Source organism: Streptomyces sp. NPDC088097 (genome assembly GCF_044741845.1).
Lineage (GTDB): Bacteria > Actinomycetota > Actinomycetes > Streptomycetales > Streptomycetaceae > Streptomyces.
Map to the genome: position 1 here is coordinate 427905 of NZ_JBIUTJ010000003.1, position 17473 is coordinate 445377.

The following is a 17473-nucleotide window of genomic DNA, read 5'->3' on the forward strand; positions in this document are numbered from 1 at the left end:
CTACGACCGACCCCCGCGGCCCCGGGGACGCTGCCGCGCGGGGTTCACCCGGACGGCCGGAATGCGGGGCGTATCCGGGGGCGTTGACACTCGTTGTCGAGGCTGTTGACCGTTCAACACGAAGGTGGGTACGCATCGTGACCGACATCGACTGGGACCACCCCAAGGATCCCAAGGCCGGCTGGCAGCTGGACCACGTCAAGCTGTACGTCTCCTCGAACGGCGCCGAGGGCCAGTACTGGCAGGGCACCCAGACCCTGCTGCTGACCACCGTGGGCCGGGTCTCCGGACAGGCCGTGCGCACCCCGCTCATCTACGGGGAGGAGGGCGGCCGCTATCTCGTCGTCGCCTCGAAGGGCGGCGCCGACGAGGCCCCGCTCTGGTACCGGAACCTCTCGGCCGACCCGCGGGTCCGCGTCCAGGTCGGCCCGAAGGTGGTCCAGGGCACCGCGCGCACCGCGACCTCCGAGGAGCGCTCCGTGCTCTGGCCGCTGATGACCAAGCACTGGCCCGCGTACGACGAGTACCAGGCCAAGACCGACCGGGAGATCCCGATCGTCGTCATCGAGTCCGCCTGACGGGTCCGCCGGTCAGTGGCCCAGCGCCGCCATCGCGGCGTTGTGGCCCGGGATCCCGCTGACCCCACCGCCGCGCACCGCCCCCGCACCGCACAGCAGGACGTTGCGGTGGGCGGTCTCCACGCCCCAACGGCCCGCCCCGTCGGCTCCCGGGGGCGCGTAGGGCCAGGACAGGTCGCGGTGGAAGATGTGCCCGCCGGGCAGGCGCAGTTCGCGTTCCAGGTCGAGGGGGGTCTTCGCCTCGATGCAGGGGCGGCCGTCCTCGTCGAAGGCCAGACAGTCGGTGAGCGGCTCCGCGAGGTGTTCGTCCAGTTGGGCGAGGGTGGCGGCCAGCAGCACCTCACGGGTCTGCCGGTCGTCCTTCTCGAACAGCCGGGCGGGGGTGTGCAGTCCGAACAGGGTGAGGGTCTGGTAGCCCTCCGCGGTCAGTTCCGGACCCAGGATCGAGGGGTCGGTCAGGCTGTGGCAGTAGATCTCCGAGGGCGGTACGGAGGGCAGTTCCCCGGCGGCGGCCTCGGCGTGGGCGCGCCGCAGCTGCTCGTACCCCTCGGCGACGTGGAAGGTGCCGCCGAAGGCCTCGTGCGGGGCGACGGAGGTGTCGCGGAGCCTCGGCAGCCGGCTGAGCAGCATGTTGACCTTGAGCTGGGCCCCCTCGGGCGGCGGTCCGGCCGCGTCCGGGTCCTCGCCGAGGAAGCCGGCGAGGGCCCGGGGCGAGGCGTTGACGAGGACGGTGTGCCCGGTGACGGTGCCCTCCCCGGCCGACGTGCGGAAGGCGACCTCGGCCGGGCCGGCGCCGTCCGTGTCGATCCGCAGCACCTCGTGGCCGGTGACGATCTCCGCTCCGGCCGTCCGCGCGCAGTCGGCCAGGGCGTCGGTCAGCGCGCCCATGCCGCCGACGGGGACGTCCCAGTCGCCGGTGCCGCCGCCGATGACGTGGTAGAGGAAGCAGCGGTTCTGGGCGAGCGAGGGGTCGTGGGCGTCGGCGAAGGTGCCGATGAGCCCGTCGGTGAGGACCACCCCGCGCACGAGGTCGTCGGCGAAGTGCGCTTCGACGGCGCGGCCGAGGGGTTCCTCGAAGAGCATCCGCCAGGTGGCCTCGTCGTCGATCCGGGCGCGCAGGGCGTCGCGGGTGGGCAGCGGTTCTGTGAGGGTGGGGAAGACGCGTTCGGCGACCCGGCGGGTGGCGCCCTGGAAGGCGCGCCAGTTCTCGTACTCGCGGTCGGAGCCGGTGAGGCGGGCGAAGGATTCCCGGGTGCGGTCCTCGCCGCCCCCGACGAGCAGCCCGCCGGCGCCGGCGCGGCCGTCGGCCCCCGGACGGGCGTGCGGGGTGTACGAGGACACCGTGCGCCGGCGGACCCGGAACCTCAGGCCCAGGTCCCGGACCATCTTCGCGGGGAGCAGGGAGACGAGGTAGGAGTAACGCGAGAGGCGGGCGTCGACCCCGGCGAAGGGGCGGGTGGAGACGGCGGCCCCGCCGGTGTGGCCCAGGCGCTCCAGCACCAGGACCGAGCGGCCCGCGCGGGCCAGGTAGGCGGCGGCGACGAGGCCGTTGTGGCCGCCTCCCACGATCACCGCGTCGTAGACGTCCTGTGTGAATCCCCGAAGACCCGTGCCGGCTGTCATGGCTCTTGGTAGCACACCTGGGCGAGCCGCTCCAGACAGTGGGCCTCGTCGGCGTGGGCGAGGACCGTGTCGGGGTGCTCGTCGCCGAGGGACCGTTCGCGGATGCCGGACAGTTCCCGGTAGATCGGCAGGGCTTCGTCCCAGCGGCCGAGCCGGCCCAGGCCGACGGCCAGTTCCCGGCGGCTGACCAGGGTGTCCGCGTGCTCGGCGCCCAGGGCCTTGGTGCGGGCGGCGCCGACCTCGCGCGCCTCGGCCACGGCCTCCTCCCAGCGCTCCAGACGGCCGAGGTTGACCCCGAGGACGTGCCGGGCGCGCAGGGTCTCGGGGTCGGCGGTGCCGTAGGCCCGGGTGCGGTCGCGGACCAGGGAGCGGAACAGGTCGAGGGCCTCGGCGGCGCGGCCGGTGCGGCCGAGCGCGATGCCGGTCTCGTAGCGGGCGGCGAGGGAGTCGGGGTGGTCGCGGCCCAGGACCCGTTCGCGTACGGCGGCGACCTGGCGGAAGGCGCTCAGCGCCTCCTGCCAGCGGCCGAGGCGACCGAGCGCGTACGCCGCCTCGTAGCGGGTCAGCAGGGTGTCCGCGTGCTCGCCGCCGAGCACGGCGGCGCGGTCGGCGGCGACCTCGGCGGCGGCCGCGTGGGCCTCGGCGTGGCGGCCGAGCGCGCCGAGGGCGCAGGCCAGGTTGTGCCGGCAGCGCAGGGTGTCGGGGTGGAGCGGACCGGCGGTGCGGATCCGGGCGTCGAGGACCGCGCGGTAGATCTCGTAGGCCTCGCCGTGGCGCCCGAGGCGGCCCAGTTCGTACGCCTCCTCCTGGCGCGCGGCGAGGGTGTCGGCGTGGTCCGGGCCCAGGGCGCGCGTACGGCCCCGGGCCACCGCGGCGTACGCGGCGAGGGCCTCCTCGGGGCGGCCGGCCCGGCTGAGGGCGTACGCCCGGGTGTGGCCGGCGACGAGGGGGTCCGCGGAGGCGGCCCCGGCGGGGCCGGTGAGGTGCCCGAGCCCGTAGGCGGTGGTGAGCCGGGGGTCCTCGGTGGGGGCGGGACGGGTGATCCGCTGCTCCCCGGACACCGAGGGGTGGGGGATCTCGTACGCGGTGCCGGTCGCGGTGACGGAGGGGGCGGCGGGGCGGGGGGCCGTCCAGGATCCGGTGAGCACGGCCCATTCCCCGCTGGCGGGGCGGGCGTCGGTCCCGGCCTTGCGCCCGGCCGTCATGCCTTGGGCCCAGTCGGGCAGCGGGAGCGGCTCGGCGGGCGGCCCGGCGGGCCCGAAGCGGGCCTCGACCAGGCGGCGGTGCAGGTGGAGGGCGTCGCCGGGCCGGTCCTCGGGGCGCTTGGCGAGGAGTTCCAGGACGAGCCGGTCGAAGTGGGCGGGGAGTTCGGGACGGTGGTCGCGCAGCGGTACGGGCGTGTTGTCCCGGTGGCCGACGAGCACCGACCAGGAGTCGCCGAGGTCGAAGGGCGGGGCGCCGGTGGCGATCTCGTAGAGGACGCAGCCGAGGGAGTAGAGGTCGCTGCGGTGGTCTACCTCGCCGCCGGCGATCTGTTCGGGCGACATGTAGTGCGGGGTGCCCATGGCCATGCCGCCGCCGGTGAGCTTGGCGGTGAATCCGATGTCGTGGGCGAGCCGGGCGATGCCGAAGTCGCAGATCTTCACGGTGCCGTCGGTGAGGCGCATGATGTTGGCCGGTTTGAGGTCGCGGTGGACGACGCCCTGGTCGTGGGTGTAGCCGAGGGCGGCGGCCATCTGCTCGGCGATGTCGAGGACCATGTCCACGGGCAGCGGGCGGGCCTCGTTGTCCTCCATCAGCTGGCTGAGGTTGCGGCCTTCGAGGAGTTCCATGACCAGGTAGAGGGGGCCGCCGGCGGCGCTGTCGTCGCCGAAGTCGTGGACGACGGTGACGCCCCGGTGCTGGAGGGAGGCGGCGACCCTGGCCTCGCGGCGGAAGCGCTCGCGCAGGACCTGGGTGAAGTGAGCGTCCTGCTCGTGCCCCATGGGCTTGAGGCACTTCACCGCGACCTGTCGGCCCAACGACTCGTCACGGGCGCGCCACACCTCGCCCATGCCGCCGCGCCCGATCAGATCGAGTGACCGGTACCGGCCCTGGATCAGCCTGGACTCCGCCATGTCTTGAAGCCGCCCCCGTCGTCGTCCCGCGCCCTCCCCTGGCGGTCCAGTATGGCCGCTGATGTACGCAGTGTGTACGCCGAGGGGCGGCTCCCGGGGCCCAGACGGCGCATCGCTCTCAAGATGTGACCTGGTGGCAGCTGCCAGCGCAGACCTGCGGGAATGCTGCGCAGGGCGCGGCCGGTGAGGCGCAGGCGACGGGTGACGACGCGTGGGTCGGGTGCGGGGCGGCCGTAGAGCCGGTGCGCCCAGGAGGGGAGGGTTCCGTAAGCGATCGCGGAGAGCGGGCCCCACAGCAGGTTTCGGCCAGGGACCAGGAGGGGGTGGACGGGCGGGGCGCGCAGGAAGTCGTCGACGGCGCGTGCGTCGGCGCCGGCGGCCAGCCGGGGTCGGACCTCCTCGAAGTACGCGGCCAGCGCGGCGGTGTCGGCGGGGACCCCGACTGGGTCGAGGCCGACGAGGCGGGCGTTGACCCTGTTCTCGTCGACGTAGCGGTCGGCCTGGGCGGGGGTGAGGGGCGCGCCGGAGCGGCGCAGGACGTGGAGGAAGCTGTCGATCTGGGCGCAGTGCACCCACAGGAGGAGTTCGGGGTCGTCGACGGGGAAGCGCTCCCCCGTGTCCGGGTCGGTGGCCGACAGTCGGCGGTGCAGGGCGCGGACCCGGGCCCCGGCCCGTTCGGCGGACTCGGTGGTGCCGTAGGTGAGGGTGCCGACGAAGTCGGCGGTCCGCAGCAGTCGGCCCCAGGCATCCTTGCGGAAGTCGCTGTTCTCCATGACCCCGCGCACCGCGCGCGGGTGCAGGGCCTGGAGGTAGAGCGCGCGGACGCCGGCGATCCACATGACGGGGTCGCCGTGGCACTGCCAGGTCACCGACCCGGGCCCGTACAGACCCGGGTCGGCGTCGCCGTGAGGAGCTGTGCCCATCGCCGGCCTCCCGCCTCGCGCACCGCCGTTCCCGCTTCGCCCGGAGGCTACCCGGCGGGGCTCAGCTCAGACGCGAGACGTGGTACTGGCGGATCCGCCAGCCGTCGCCCAGGTGCTGGGCGACGATCGAGAGGCGCACGGGCAGCGGGGCCCCGGCGGCGTCGGTGAAGGTCACGGTCGCGAATCCGGCGAGGGCCTCGGCGGCGAGCGGACGCGAGTGCAGGACCTCGACGGAGGCGGTGGTGCCGGGCGGGACGTTCTCGTAGTAGGTCCTGATCTCGGCGTGGCCGCCGAGGAGGCGGGGGGACAGTCCCTGGAAGAGGGCGTCCTCGGCGAAGAGGGCGACGATCTCGTCCACGCGGCGTGCGTCGAAGGCCGCGCGCCACTTCTCCAGGATGTCGGCCAGGGCTCCAAATGTGCCTGTCATTTCGCCTGTTACCTCCGGTTCCATGGTCAACAACTCATTAAGACACCAAGATGGCAGCTATTGAACCGATAGTGGCTAGATTTCGAAGTGCATAATTGAGCCATGCAGGATCATGCAAGGCAGTACCCGGGGGAATGTTGTGACCATGACGCATCTGCAGAACGAGGGGGCGGCGTATGCGGTGAGGGACTCACCGTCTACCGCCAGGCCGTGGTGAAGGGGTGCGCTCCCCGGGCGGGGGCGCCGTCCTGTCTGTTGCGGATGGGGCTGTTGGTCCCGCCGCCCGATGACCCGACCGTGCTGGTGCCGGTGTCGCCGGACGTGGCCAAAGCCGAACTGGTCCGGCCGATCGAGCAGTCGCTGGAACGGCAGCGGATGGACGCCCAGGCCATCGCCGGCAGCTTCGTGCCGGTCAGCGCGATCTACACGGCCGCGAAGCGCGAACACACGGGCTGGGCCACGGCGATCGACGGGGAGGAGGTCATCCACTCCACCCTGGCCCACGCGGTGCGCGAGTGCCGCGAGGAACTGATGACGGTCCAACCGGGCGGCTCGCGCGTCTCCTTCGACCTGGACGAACTCGACCACGTCCGCGGCGCCGCCCGGCACCGGACCCTGTACCCGCACGCGGTACGGACCCACGGGGCCACCCTGCGCCACATCGAGCGGCTCACCGAGGCGGGCTGCGAGGTCCGCACCCTCGACCACGTCTTCGACCGGCTGGTCCTCGTCGACCGGTCCGTCGCCTACGTGCCGGGCCACAGCGAGGCGCGCACCTCGGTCCTGGAGATCAGGCAGCCCGCCATCGTCTCCTTCCTGGTGCAGGTCTTCGAGGAGGCGTGGGAGCGCGGCTCGGCCGTGGACCCGGGCGTCTCGCGCACGGTGGAGCCCGACATCGCCGGCGAGATCCAACGGGCCGTGATGCGCCTGCTGGTGGCCGGGTACACCGACGAGGCGATCGCCCGGCGGTTGGGCACCAGCCGCCGCACGGTGGCCGCCCACGTCAGCCGGATCGCCTCGCTGCTCCAGAGCCGCAGCCGGGCGCAGCTCGGGTACCTGATCGCGACGTCCGGGCTGTTGCCCCTGGACGAGCCCGTCGAGGCGGTCTGCGGCGCGTTGTCGGCCTGAGGCGCCGGGCTCCGGACGCCGTGGGATCGCGGGGTCCCGGGCCCGGCCGGGAACCGTCCCGGCCGGGCCCCGCGTCAGCGGCCGGGCGCGCGGCGCGCCCGTAGGGCCCGTACGCCCGAGGCGGCGAGCAGGACCAGCACCAGCAGGGTCGACCAGCCCAGTTGGGCGCCCGCCTCGGGGTCGAGGGCCATCAGTACGAGCACGGCCACGATGCCGGCCGCCGCCAACCAGGACAGGTAGGGGAATCCGCGCATCCGCACGACGAGGAGGTGCGGCTCCTCCCTTTCCAGCCGGCGCCGCAGCACCAGGTGGGCGGCGGCGACCGTCAGCCACATGTAGAGCATCGAGCCGCCCATCGCCTTGGCCAGGAAGGGCAGGAGCTGCTCCGGCCACAGGTGGTCGAGGGCGATGGCGACGAACCCGAACGCGGCGGAGGCCGCCACGGCCGCCCGTGGGGCGCCGCGCCCGGAGGTCCGCAGCAGCGCCCGCGGGGCCTCGCCGCGCGCCGCGAGGGAATGGGCCATCCGCGAGGCGCCGTAGAGGTTGGCGTTCATCGCCGACAGCAGGGCGATCAGCACGACCACCTCGATCAGCCGGCCGGCGCCGGGGATCCCGAGCGAGTCCAGGACCGCGATGTAGGGGCTGCGGCCGGGCGTGAGCGAGTCCCAGGGCAGCAGGGCGACGATGACCGCGATGGAGCCCAGGTAGAAGAGGCTGATGCGCCAGATCGCGCTGTTGACCGCCTTGGTGACCGAGCGGGCCGGATCGCCGGACTCGGCCGCGGCCATGGTGATGACCTCCATGCCGCCGAAGGCGAAGACCACGGTCAACAGGCCCGCGACGACGCTGTTCCAGCCCTGGGGAAGGAACCCGCCGCGGCCGGTCAGATTGGCCAGGCCCGGGGCCTCCACCCCGGGTACCGCCCCGCAGAGGGCGGCCACGCCGAGGGCGAGGAAGGCGATGATCGCCGCGACCTTGATGCCCGCGAACCAGAACTCGGCCTCGCCGAAGGAGGCGACCGAGACCATGTTGGCCTGGGTGAAGACGGCCAGGGCGACGAAGGCGATCGTCCACTGCGGGATGCCCGGCATCCACTGGTGCAGGATCGTCGCCGCGGCGATCAGCTCGATGGCGATGGCGATGACGGTCACGGCCCAGTACAACCAGCCCGCCGTGAACCCCGCCCACCGGCCGAGCGCGCGGTCGGCGTAGACCGAGAACGAACCGCTGGCCGGCATGGCCGCGGCCATCTCGCCGAGCATCCGCATCACCAGCAGGGCGAGGGCGGCGGCCAGCGCGTACGAGAGGATGATGGCCGGTCCGGCGACGCGCAGTCCGGTGCCGGAGCCGATGAACAGCCCGGCGCCGATGACGCCCCCCAGGGCCAGCATCGTCAGGTGGCGCGGGCGCAGGGTGCCCGCGAGCCGCGCGGATCCCTCGGACGCGGTCGGTACGGGTACGGGCGCGGAGGCGGTGGGCCCCGGCGGGGCGGGCGCGGCGGGCGGTCGGAGCGGTGTCGCGGGCGGTCGGACGGGCATGCGGTGTTCTCCCCCTGGTGACGAGTGCGGGCGGGGCCGGCCGCGACGCTCGCGGCCGGCCCCGCCCCCGAAGGTGCGGTCAAGAAGCGACGCGTTCGAGCGTGGCCGTGTGGAGTTCGCCCGTCCGGCCGCCGTCGGGGGTGGCGTAGGTCCAGTAGACGCTGACGGCGCCGCGGCCGAGGTCCATCACGTGGCTGACCGTCATGCCCGAGGCCTCGACCCAGTTGACGAAGTACAGGCCCTCGCCGACGGCGCGGACGGAGAGCCGCTCGCTGCCGCTGTGGCCGGCCATCGGGCCCTCCAGCGCGGTCCAGTCGAGGGTGGCGCCGTCGGCGGAGTAGGAGTTGCGCAGGACGGCGCCGTTGTCGAGCTTCAGGAGGTAGGTGTGGCCCGCGAAGGCGGGGGCTTCCGTACGGATGCTCGCCGCGACGGGGGCGGGGGCTGCGGTGGTGGCCGCCGCGGCCTGCGCGGAGGGGGCGCCGGCCAGGGCGATCAGGGCGGCGGCGAGGGCGGGGAAGGTGTGGCGGATGCGCATGACGGTTCCTTCTGGGTGGAGGCGGTGGCTGGGGTGGACGGCCCGATGTGCGGGCCGGCGCGGCGGGTGGGGCCGGAGCGGCCCGCGCGTCATTCGGCGTACTGGTAGAAGCGGGTGTGGTCGAGCAGTTCGGCGGGGCGGACCTGCCAGGGCGAGAGCGGCTCGTCGAGGCTGACGACCCGGCCGTGCTGGGGGTCCGGGGCGGGCACCGGCCGGCTCGGCTCGTAGCCGGAGCCGGGGTGGCGGCGCTGCCAGCGGGCCCAGAGGAGATCGATGAACGTGTGGTGGAGCCAGAAGACGGGGTCGTTGGGCGAGGTCCCGCCGGTCATCTGGCCGCCGACCCACAGGTGGACGCGGTTGTGGTGGTGCCAGCCCTCCTTCTCGCCGACCGTCCAGCCCTCGATCTTGTTGCGGAAGCCCTCGGTGGTGGCCGTGGAGTCCCAGGGGGCGCTGTCGTAGACCGGGTCGTCGAGGGCGTGCGCCAGCGCGGCGGGGGTCGGAAGGGCGACGGGGTCGGCCGGGCGGCCGAAGTCCCGCATCAGGTGGCGCTCTTCGGTGACCCCGACGGTGATCGGCCAGTCGCCGCGGTCGAAGGCGAAGGGGCCGGTCATGACCCGCCGGTCGCCGGGCCGCCCGTTGCCGCCGAGGAAGTCGTCGCTCCACGGGGCCGCGACGGGCGACTGCTCGGCCGTCCAGTCCCAGTAGGGCAGGGTCACCCGCGGGTCCACCTGCTGGAGTGCCCGCTCGAACTCCAGCAGGTACTGGCGGTGCCAGGGGAAGAAGGAGGGGGACATGTGCCCCACCCGCTGTCCGCCCTCGCCGTCGGAGACGAAGTACCGACCGTGCAGCCGGACGAACTCGTCGTAGGTTCCCGTGCGTTTGACCTCCAGGACGGCGTGGACGAACCTCGCGCGCTCGTCCGCGGTGAGGTCCTTCTGGTTCTTGCGCGTGTACACGTGTGCTTGTCCCTTGCCTTCACGGCGGTCAGTGGTGGTGGAGCGAGGCCGTCGAGAGCTGTGCGGTGCCGATCTCGTCCACGGCGGCCCGCGCCACCTCCAGCGGCGTGGGGAACGACTGGTAGTGGTTGACGAGGCTCAGGTAGCTGCCGTCGGCGCGGCGCATGACGTGCAGGGGGCGGCCGTCGATGCTGACCTCGATGCCCGGCCCCGAGGTCGGAGCGGTCCCGGCGCGGCGGGCGACGGCGTGGGTCACGGGGGTGGCCCCGCCCTGGATGCGCCGGCCCCGGTAGACCTCGTCGAAGGAGCCCGGGGTGCGCGGGGCTCCCGGGGCGCCCTCGGGTCCGGTGGGCGCGGTACGGGAGGCGGGCACCGGGTCGGCGAGCACGATGGGCGCGACGGCCGCGCTGGTGCCCACGACGACGGCCGTGGTGAGGGCGGCCCGCATCATGTCCCGGCGGGTCGGGGCGATCGTACGGCCGGCCGGGCGAGCGGTCCCCGCTCGGGTGGCGGGGCTGTCGGCGGGACGGTCGGTGGGTCCGGGGGTCATGCGGGCTGCTCCTGGAAGGGGGTGGGGACGGCCGCGTGGCCGGTGGCGTCCGGGTGGTCCGTGGCGTGCGGACCGGTGGTGAGGTCCTCGACCAGGGCCCGGACTATGTCGTCGGCCCGTTCGAGGACGGAGGGCATGCCGGAGGTGAAGAAGAGGGTTCCCGCACCCATGTCTCCGATGGCGTGCATCCGTCGGTGGGCGCGGCCCGCGCCGACGGCGCGGCTGGTGGACGGTTCGACGTGCAGGCCGCCGTGGGGGTGGTACTCGCCGATGCCGTCCTCGACGAGGGAGTCCACGAACGGGCGGGCCTGGGCCGGCACCCGGTGCGAGGGGGCGCTGACGGCGTTGACCACGACGTCGCTCTCGTACTCCCCGCCGTCGGCGGCCACGTGGAAGCCGTCGCGGGCGAGCGGCTTCACGTTCCACAGGCCGCTCAGGACGCGCAACCGGCCCTCCTCGTGCAGGGCGAGGAGCTTGCGGGCGTTGGCCGGGGGCATCGGGCAGCACAGGCTCATGACGGCCCGGTAGTGGTTCTCGCGGATGAACTCCTGGTCCTCAGAGCGCATCAGGGTCCAGGCGTCGGGCCCGCTCTCGGGCACCGCGTGCTGCATGATCCGCATGCCCGGGTCGGCGGCGTCGATGTCCGCGTACTGGCGGCGCAGCCGGTCGATCGGCGCCTCGCCGGCCAGGGAGAACAGTTCGGCGAGGACCAGCGAGGGGTCCGCGCCGTGTGCTGCCAACTCGGCGGCCAGCAGGTCGAGTACGTCGCCCAGGGCGATCCGGCCGTCGGCGGTGCGGGCCGCCGCGGCGTGCAGGGCGGCCGGGGTGAAGCGCCGGACCTCGGGGAAGACGGGGCGCTGTCGGACGGCCGGCAGCGCGCCGTTGCGGGAGGCCATCGTGATCCGGCCCCTGTGGCCGTGGGCCGCGAGGGAGACCACGGCGTCGACGGCGGCGAGTCCGGTGCCCAGGACGGTCACGTCGGCCGTCCGCGGGACGGCGGCGACGGTGTCGCGCAGCGGGTAGGGGTCACCGAAGTAGCCCGGACTGCCGCCCAGTTCGTAGTGGTCGGCGGGGCGTCCGGCGCCGACGGCGCAGACCACGTAGTCGAAGGTGTGCCTGCGGCCGTCGGAGGTGGTGAGCACCACCTCGTCGCCCGCCTCGCGGGCGGCCACGACCGCGTCGCGGACGAGGTCGACGGGACGGCCGCCCAGCGAGAGTGCGGCGATCGCGTTCTCGGCGGTGCGCTCCAGGTAGCCGCCGAAGACCCGGCGGGGCGGGAAGTGGCCGTCCGCCGCGTAGTCGCCCTGTCCGTAGGGGAGTTCGCTCTCTCGAAGCCAGCGCAGGAAGTCGTCGGGGTCTCCGGCGCGGGCGCTCATCTCGGCCGGGATGATGTTGGCGAGGACGGCGTCGGTGTCGTGCTGGTAGGCACGGCCCCGCCAGAGGTTGCCGGAGGGCTCGAAGACGGTGATCGAGCCCCCGCCCGGGGCCGGGGTGCGGGCCAGCCGGTCCAGCAGGCAGACCGCGGCGGCCCCGCCGCCGACCAGGGCGATGCGCGTGGGCGGGCGGTCACTCGTGTGCGTGTTCATGGTCACCCTTCACGGGAGGAGTCGGTGGGGAGGGGCCGCGCCGGGCGGCCCGTCAGTGCGCGGCGGCGGCGTGCGACGGCGCGGGGGCGTCCTGCGCGCCGGCGTCCTGAGGGCCGGCGGCGGCGGGGCGCTTGCGGGAGCTCGCGCAGAGGAGTCCGAGGCCGATGAGCGCCCAGACGACGAGGACGAGGACGGGGCCGCCGGCGCCCGCGCCGTCGAAGGGGCCCGCCGTGCGCATCAGGGTGGCGGCGGCTCCGGCCGGCAGGAACTGGCCCAGCACTCCCAGGGGTTGGGGCAGCATCTCGGGGGCGGAGGCCAGGCCGGAGAGCGGATTGCCGACGACGAACATCAGCACGGCGCCGATCGCGATGCCGGGCGGCCCGATCAGCGAGCCGAGGCCGGTGATCACCGAGACCATGGCCAGCTCCAGCAGGGCCACGATGGCCGCGTTGACGAAGTAGTTGCCCGGCAGCACCCCGCTGAGGTGGGTGAACATCAGGGAGGCGAGCAGGCCGGAGGCCACGGCGAAGCCGACGACGCCGAGGAGCTTGGCGGCGGCGCCGCGGACCTTGAGGACGAAGAGCAGGCCCGCGATGACGGCGGTGATGAGCAGCGGCAGGAAGCCGGTGGCGAGGCCTGAGCCGTGCGGGTCGTCGGAGTCGGCGGGGACCACGTCGGTGATGCGGACGGGGCCGCCGGCCAACTGCTGGGCCTGGGAGGTCAGGGTCTGCGCGACGGCGGGCGAGGCGGCGGAGGCGAGGTGCAGCTCCAGCCCGGTGGCGGTGGGCAGCAGGGCGCCGTAGGCCTTGCGCTCGCGCAGGGCGGTGTCGGCATCCTCGGCGGTGGCGGCGCTGTCGATCGCGTACCCGCCGGGGGCGGCCTCGCGCAGCCGGTCGGCGAGGTGGTCCGCGCCTTCGGCCGCGACCACGAGGACGGGGAGGTCGCGGGGGGCGGCGTGGGACGCCGACCAGGAGAACCAGCCGCCGATGACGAACTGGACGATCGCGACGATGATGACGATGGTGCGCGCTTCGGCGCGCGGTGAGGCGGTTGAGCTCATTTCGTTTCCCTGGGATCTGGTACGGCCGACCGGTCTGCTCCGCGTGGTGGCGGGGGCTACTCCTGGAGCAGATCGGGCTGTTCGGCCGTGATCTCGTCCCACATGATCTGGAAGCTGTAGCGGCCGAGCTGCTCGTCGCCGAAGCCGTCGCGGGCGAGGAGCGCCTGCTCGTGGGTCATGGGGACGGGGCGCCCGGCGGCGAGGGCGAGCAGTTGGACCTGGGCGCAGCCCTCATAGGTGAAGAACCAGTGGACGGCTTCCTCCAGGGAGCCGCCGACGGTGATCAGGCCGTGGTGGCGCAGCAGCATGGCGCGCTTGGCGCCGAGGCGGTCGGCGATGTCCTGGCCGTGCTCGACCTTGATGGCGGGGCCTTCGTAGTCCCCGTAGAGGACCTGGTCCTGGTAGAAGGCCGCGGACTCCTGGTCGTACGGTTCGAGGAGGCGTTCCAGGGCGCCGAGGGCGCGGGCGTGGACGGTGTGGCCGTGGGCGATGGCGTCGGCCCCGGGGCGTTCGTGGATCTTGGAGTGGATGGTGAAGGCGCTGGGGTTGACCTTGCCGGCGCCGTCGACGACGCGTCCGGTCGCGTCGACGCGGATCAGGTCGGCGACGCGGACCCGGTTGAAGGAGACGCCGAACGGGTTGACCCAGAAGGTGTCGAGTTCCTCGGGGTCGCGGACGGAGATGTGGCCGGAGATGCCCTCGGCGTAGCCCGCCTTGCCGAACAGGCGCATGGCGGCGGCGAGTCGCTGCTTGCGGTGGCGGCGTTCGTCGTCGACGGAGGAGAAGACGGGGTCGGCCGGAATGGGCAGGCCGGTGTGGGTGTCGGCGAGGAAGGCCTCGGGGGCGGGGCGGGTGGTGACGGACACGTCGTTGTCTCCTGAAGGGTCGGATTCGGGCCCGCCCTCCCGGGGTCCGGACCTGTTTCCGGGCAGCGCGAAGCTCGCTGCGGGGAGGGCGGATTTCGCCGAATCCCCTGTTCAGGCGGGGTCGGCGGGGTGGGAGGGGCGTCAGCTCCTGCACCTGAATCCTGTCCCACGGAAGGGCCCGTTTTCGGCCCTGGCCGGGGCCGGCGGGCTTCATAAGCGTGCGATTCATCTTTGCGCAGCGCGCTCGATTGCGGGCATACCGGCCCAGAAGGGTGCTTCGGGAACGACGGAGGCCGCCCGCCCCGCGGAGTCGTCACTCCGGTGGGGCGGGCGGCCTCGGCCGTACCGCGGTGGTGGTGGGCCCGGTCGGCGCCCGGGGCCCGAGGGGTCAGACCCTCGGCGCCCGGGGCCCGAGGGGTCAGGCCAGGAGGTCGGCCATCCAGGCCTCGACCTCGTCGGAGCGGCGCGGGAGGGCGGCGGAGAGGTTCTCGTTGCCGTCCTCGGTGACGAGGATGTCGTCCTCGATGCGGACGCCGATGCCCCGGTACTCCTCGGGCACGGTGAGGTCGTCCACCTGGAAGTACAGGCCCGGCTCCACGGTGAGCACGATCCCGGGCTCCAGGGTGCCGTCCACGTACATCTCGGTGCGGGCGGCGGCGCAGTCGTGGACGTCGAGGCCGAGCATGTGGCCGGTGCCGTGCATGGTCCACCGTCGGTGCAGGCCGAGCGTGGTCACCTCCTCCAGGGTGCGGTCGCCGAAGAGGCCCCAGGAGAAGAGGTGCTCGGCGAGGACCTGCTGGGCGGCGTCGTGGAAGTCGCGGTAGTTCGCTCCGGGCTTCACGGCGGCGATGCCCGCGTCCTGGGCCGCGTACACGGCGTCGTAGATCTTGCGCTGGAGGTCGGAGAAGCGCCCGCCGATGGGGAGGGTCCGGGTGATGTCGGCGGTGTAGAGGGTGCGGGTCTCCACTCCGGCGTCCAGGAGGAGCAGTTCGCCGGTGCGGACCGGCCCGTCGTTGCGGACCCAGTGGATGGTGGTGGCGTGCGGGCCGGCCGCGGCGATGGTGCTGTAGCCGACGTCGTTGCCCTCGACGCGGGCGCGCAGGAAGAACGTGCCCTCTATGTACCGCTCGGAGGTGGACTCGGCGCGGTCGAGGGTGCGCACGACGTCCTCGAAGCCGCGGGCGGTGGACGCGCAGGCGCTGCGCAGTTCGCCGATCTCGAAGTCGTCCTTGATGCGCCGCATCTCGGAGAGGAAGACGCGGAACTCCTCGTCCCGTTCGGCGGTGACCTTGTCCTTCAGGGCCGCTTCGACGCCGGCGTCGTGGCCGCGCAGCAGTCGGGTGGGGCCGGTGGACCCGGCGAGCGCGGGGGCCAGGACGCGGACGTCCTTGCCGGGAAGGCCCAGGAGCCGCTCGTTCTCGGTGAGGCTGTTGCGGCGGCCGTCCCAGAGTTCGCCCCGGTCGCTGAGCCAGAACTCCCCGGTCTCGCGGTCGGAGCGGGGCAGCAGGTAGGCGGTGGCCAGGTGGCCGCCCTCCTCGGTGGGTTCGAGGACGAGCACGCCGTCCTCGGTCAGGTCGCCGGTCAGGTAGACGTAGTCGGAGGAGGGCCGGAAGGGGTAGTGGGTGTCGTTGGCGCGCACCTTGAGGTTCCCGGCGGGGATCACCAGGCGTTCGCCGGGGAAGCGCTGGGAGAGGGCGGCGCGCCTGCGGGCGGTGTGCGCGGCCTGCGGGAGCGGCTCGATGTCGTGCCGCTCGGTGTCGGCCCAGCCCTGCTTCATGTTCGCCGCGAGTTCCTCGCTGAGCCCCCGGCCCAGACCGTTCTTCCGCGGCTCCACGGCCTCGGGCCCCCCGGCCTCCGACTCCACCGCCTCGGGTTCCACGGCCACGAACTCCGTGGAGTCGACCTCCGGGGAGTCGACCTGGGTCTCGGACGTCGGCTCGGTCACAGCTGCCTCCTGAATGGCATCGGTCGCAAGTCCCCCGTGGATCGCACGGGGTTGCCCGCCATCGTAGGGCGGCTCCCGTCCGGCGCCGACCCTTCCGCGCCGCAGGTCACAGCCCTGATACCAGAGGGCACACGTGGGCGCATCAGACGTTTGTCTGAGACGCGGCGCGCCGATTGCGCCATCTGTCGATGGGTTGGCCAGAACGCCACAACTAGGTTCACCTGCACGGCACACGGGGATCCGGGCTCTTCGGCTCCCGAGCTACACCCGAACCAGCCTTCTTTAGCTGGGAGTTGCCGTTCGACGACTGTCAACGAGCTTCCGGTTGTGCCAGGTTGGACAGGCCAGACCACCTTGGCTTTTCACGCAGACAGGAGCGTCGTGTCCGAAGGTACAGCGGGGTCGGATTCCGGACTCGGGTCCTATGTTCGGCTGCTGCGGCGGCCCGGCGCGGGGGCGCTGGCGTTCTGGGGGATGATCGGCCGGTTCCCGATCGCCATGCGTTCCATCGCCTGCCTGATGATGATCTCCGCGACGACCGGTTCCCTCGCGGACGCGGGAACGGTGGCCGCGGCCATGCTGATCGCGCAAGGACTCGCGAGCCCGGTGAACGGGCGGCTCGCCGACCGGCACAGTCAGCGGCGGGTCCTGCTCACCGCCTGCCTGGCGCACGTGGTGGGCATGGGGCTGTTGATCGTCGCGATCGTCCTGGACGCCCCGCTGTGGGTGTTGGTCCTCGCGGCGGTGGCCACGGGCTGCACCTGCGTGTCCTTCACCTCCTTCATGCGGGCCCGCTGGGCGACGATGGTGGACCAGTCGGCGCTGCGCACGGCCTACGCGATGGAGTCCATGCTGGACGACACCATCTTCCTGCTGGGCCCGTTGCTGGTCACCGTCCTGGCCTCGGCGGCGCACCCGGCCGCCGGCCTGGTGGTCTGCCTGCTGATGACCACCGTCGGCTCCGTCTTCGTCGCCCTGCACCGCCGGTCGGAGCCGGTGCACGAGCCGACGCCCGGCCGGGCGCCCCGCCGGGCGCTGTCCGTGCCCGGGGTGTGGGTGCTGGTGATCGCCTACGCGGGGATGGGCTTCCAGTTCGGCGCGGTGGACGTCACGATGATCGCCTACGCCGAGGAGCGGTCCACCCCGGGGCTCGCCGGCGTGCTGATCTCGCTGATCGCCGTGGGCAGTCTGGTGGCGGGCATCACCTACGGGGCGGTGAACTGGCGCCTTTCGCAGGCCCGGCTGCTCAGCGTGACCACCTTCGTGTTGACGCTCGGCGCCCTCCCCCTCGTCTTCGGCGGCCCGCCCCTGCTGATGGCCCTGTTCGCCGTCGTCGCCGGCATCGCGATCTCTCCGGCGCTGATCTGTGGCAGCACCCTGCTGGAGTCGCTGGCCCCGAAGGAATCCCTGTCGGAGGCGTTCTCCTGGCTCACCAGCGCCGGGGCGCTCGGCATCGCCTCGGGCACCGCCGCCGGCGGTCACCTCGCCGACCTGGGGAACTTCTCCTGGGCGGCATGGGCGGGGGTCGCGGGCGGCGCCGTGGCCCTCGTACTGAGCCTCGCGGGGGCCACGGCCCTGCGCGGCAAGCGGTCGGACACCGAGCCGACCTCTGAAATGGCAGCACTCGAACAATGACAATGA

General features: G+C 73.4%; 15 protein-coding genes. 3 read left to right on the forward strand and 12 right to left on the reverse strand.

Features of this window, described 5'->3' with window-relative positions; genetic code table 11:
• The first annotated feature begins 137 nt into the window (after positions 1-137).
• Positions 138-578: a nitroreductase family deazaflavin-dependent oxidoreductase gene (locus ACIOD1_RS11930; RefSeq protein WP_365611855.1), complete on the forward strand. Its 441-nt coding sequence runs from the start codon at positions 138-140 to the stop codon at positions 576-578.
• A gap of 12 nt (positions 579-590) precedes the next feature.
• Here the strand turns inward: ACIOD1_RS11930 and ACIOD1_RS11935 are convergent, their stop codons facing one another.
• The 4 genes from ACIOD1_RS11935 to ACIOD1_RS11950 all read right to left on the reverse strand — a co-directional run bounded on the left by ACIOD1_RS11935 (position 591) and on the right by ACIOD1_RS11950 (position 5668).
• Positions 591-2201: a phytoene desaturase family protein gene (locus tag ACIOD1_RS11935; RefSeq protein ID WP_401901774.1), complete on the reverse strand. Its 1611-nt coding sequence runs from the start codon at positions 2199-2201 to the stop codon at positions 591-593.
• Positions 2198-4318: a serine/threonine-protein kinase gene (locus ACIOD1_RS11940; RefSeq protein ID WP_365611849.1), complete on the reverse strand. Its 2121-nt coding sequence runs from the start codon at positions 4316-4318 to the stop codon at positions 2198-2200. The genes ACIOD1_RS11935 and ACIOD1_RS11940 overlap by 4 nt, the downstream gene beginning before the upstream one ends.
• On the reverse strand, positions 4300-5241 hold the full coding sequence (locus tag ACIOD1_RS11945; RefSeq protein ID WP_365611846.1) for an oxygenase MpaB family protein: 942 nt from the start codon (positions 5239-5241) through the stop codon (positions 4300-4302). Before ACIOD1_RS11945 ends, ACIOD1_RS11940 begins: the two co-directional genes overlap by 19 nt.
• A gap of 61 nt (positions 5242-5302) precedes the next feature.
• Entirely contained in the window at positions 5303-5668 is a 366-nt protein-coding gene (locus ACIOD1_RS11950) for a nuclear transport factor 2 family protein (protein ID WP_365611843.1), read from the reverse strand.
• Positions 5669-5929: 261 nt separating this feature from the next.
• Between ACIOD1_RS11950 and ACIOD1_RS11955 the strand changes: the two genes are divergently transcribed.
• A complete protein-coding gene (locus tag ACIOD1_RS11955; RefSeq protein ID WP_365611840.1) occupies positions 5930-6796 on the forward strand; it encodes a LuxR C-terminal-related transcriptional regulator in 867 nt (288 codons plus the stop codon).
• Between the two features lie 74 nt (positions 6797-6870).
• On the opposite strand, the gene ACIOD1_RS11960 is transcribed toward ACIOD1_RS11955, so the two are convergent.
• The 8 genes from ACIOD1_RS11960 to ACIOD1_RS11995 all read right to left on the reverse strand — a co-directional run bounded on the left by ACIOD1_RS11960 (position 6871) and on the right by ACIOD1_RS11995 (position 15772).
• Entirely contained in the window at positions 6871-8334 is a 1464-nt protein-coding gene (locus tag ACIOD1_RS11960) for an amino acid permease (RefSeq protein WP_401901776.1), read from the reverse strand.
• 79 nt (positions 8335-8413) lie between these two features.
• The gene (locus ACIOD1_RS11965) at positions 8414-8869 is read right to left on the reverse strand and encodes a MoaF-related domain-containing protein (protein ID WP_401901778.1); all 456 of its coding nucleotides are present in this window, start codon (positions 8867-8869) and stop codon (positions 8414-8416) included.
• Between the two features lie 89 nt (positions 8870-8958).
• Positions 8959-9825, reverse strand: coding sequence for a tyrosinase family protein (locus ACIOD1_RS11970; RefSeq protein WP_401901780.1), 867 nt, complete (start codon positions 9823-9825; stop codon positions 8959-8961).
• Between the two features lie 28 nt (positions 9826-9853).
• Entirely contained in the window at positions 9854-10375 is a 522-nt protein-coding gene (locus ACIOD1_RS11975; RefSeq protein WP_401901782.1) for a tyrosinase family oxidase copper chaperone, read from the reverse strand.
• Positions 10372-11961 (reverse strand): FAD/NAD(P)-binding protein, encoded by a 1590-nt coding sequence (locus ACIOD1_RS11980; protein WP_401901783.1) that lies wholly within the window; start codon positions 11959-11961, stop codon positions 10372-10374. Before ACIOD1_RS11980 ends, ACIOD1_RS11975 begins: the two co-directional genes overlap by 4 nt.
• 52 nt (positions 11962-12013) lie before the next feature.
• Positions 12014-13021 carry an ABC transporter permease gene (locus ACIOD1_RS11985; protein WP_401901784.1) on the reverse strand — a complete coding sequence of 336 codons (1008 nt, stop codon included), beginning with the start codon at positions 13019-13021 and terminating at the stop codon, positions 12014-12016.
• Between the two features lie 56 nt (positions 13022-13077).
• Entirely contained in the window at positions 13078-13887 is an 810-nt protein-coding gene (locus ACIOD1_RS11990; RefSeq protein ID WP_365611821.1) for a class II aldolase/adducin family protein, read from the reverse strand.
• Between the two features lie 418 nt (positions 13888-14305).
• Positions 14306-15772 (reverse strand): aminopeptidase P family protein, encoded by a 1467-nt coding sequence (locus tag ACIOD1_RS11995; RefSeq protein WP_365613333.1) that lies wholly within the window; start codon positions 15770-15772, stop codon positions 14306-14308.
• Between the two features lie 558 nt (positions 15773-16330).
• Here ACIOD1_RS11995 and ACIOD1_RS12000 point away from each other — a divergent pair.
• Positions 16331-17467 carry an MFS transporter gene (locus tag ACIOD1_RS12000; protein WP_401901786.1) on the forward strand — a complete coding sequence of 379 codons (1137 nt, stop codon included), beginning with the start codon at positions 16331-16333 and terminating at the stop codon, positions 17465-17467.
• The last annotated feature ends 6 nt before the right edge of the window (positions 17468-17473 follow it).

Excerpts from the sequence above, each read along its gene's own strand:
- ACIOD1_RS11950 (WP_365611843.1), bottom strand. The coding sequence starts at position 5,668 with ATGACAGGCACATTTGGAGCCCTGGCCGACATCCTGGAGAAGTGGCGC.
- ACIOD1_RS11960 (WP_401901776.1), bottom strand. The coding sequence starts at position 8,334 with ATGCCCGTCCGACCGCCCGCGACACCGCTCCGACCGCCCGCCGCGCCC.
- ACIOD1_RS11965 (WP_401901778.1), bottom strand. The coding sequence starts at position 8,869 with ATGCGCATCCGCCACACCTTCCCCGCCCTCGCCGCCGCCCTGATCGCC.
- ACIOD1_RS12000 (WP_401901786.1), top strand. The coding sequence starts at position 16,331 with ATGCGTTCCATCGCCTGCCTGATGATGATCTCCGCGACGACCGGTTCC.
- ACIOD1_RS11985 (WP_401901784.1), bottom strand. The coding sequence starts at position 13,021 with ATGAGCTCAACCGCCTCACCGCGCGCCGAAGCGCGCACCATCGTCATC.
- ACIOD1_RS11955 (WP_365611840.1), top strand. The coding sequence starts at position 5,930 with ATGGGGCTGTTGGTCCCGCCGCCCGATGACCCGACCGTGCTGGTGCCG.
- ACIOD1_RS11940 (WP_365611849.1), bottom strand. The coding sequence starts at position 4,318 with ATGGCGGAGTCCAGGCTGATCCAGGGCCGGTACCGGTCACTCGATCTG.
- ACIOD1_RS11975 (WP_401901782.1), bottom strand. The coding sequence starts at position 10,375 with ATGACCCCCGGACCCACCGACCGTCCCGCCGACAGCCCCGCCACCCGA.
- ACIOD1_RS11945 (WP_365611846.1), bottom strand. The coding sequence starts at position 5,241 with ATGGGCACAGCTCCTCACGGCGACGCCGACCCGGGTCTGTACGGGCCC.
- ACIOD1_RS11935 (WP_401901774.1), bottom strand. The coding sequence starts at position 2,201 with ATGACAGCCGGCACGGGTCTTCGGGGATTCACACAGGACGTCTACGAC.
- ACIOD1_RS11980 (WP_401901783.1), bottom strand. The coding sequence starts at position 11,961 with ATGAACACGCACACGAGTGACCGCCCGCCCACGCGCATCGCCCTGGTC.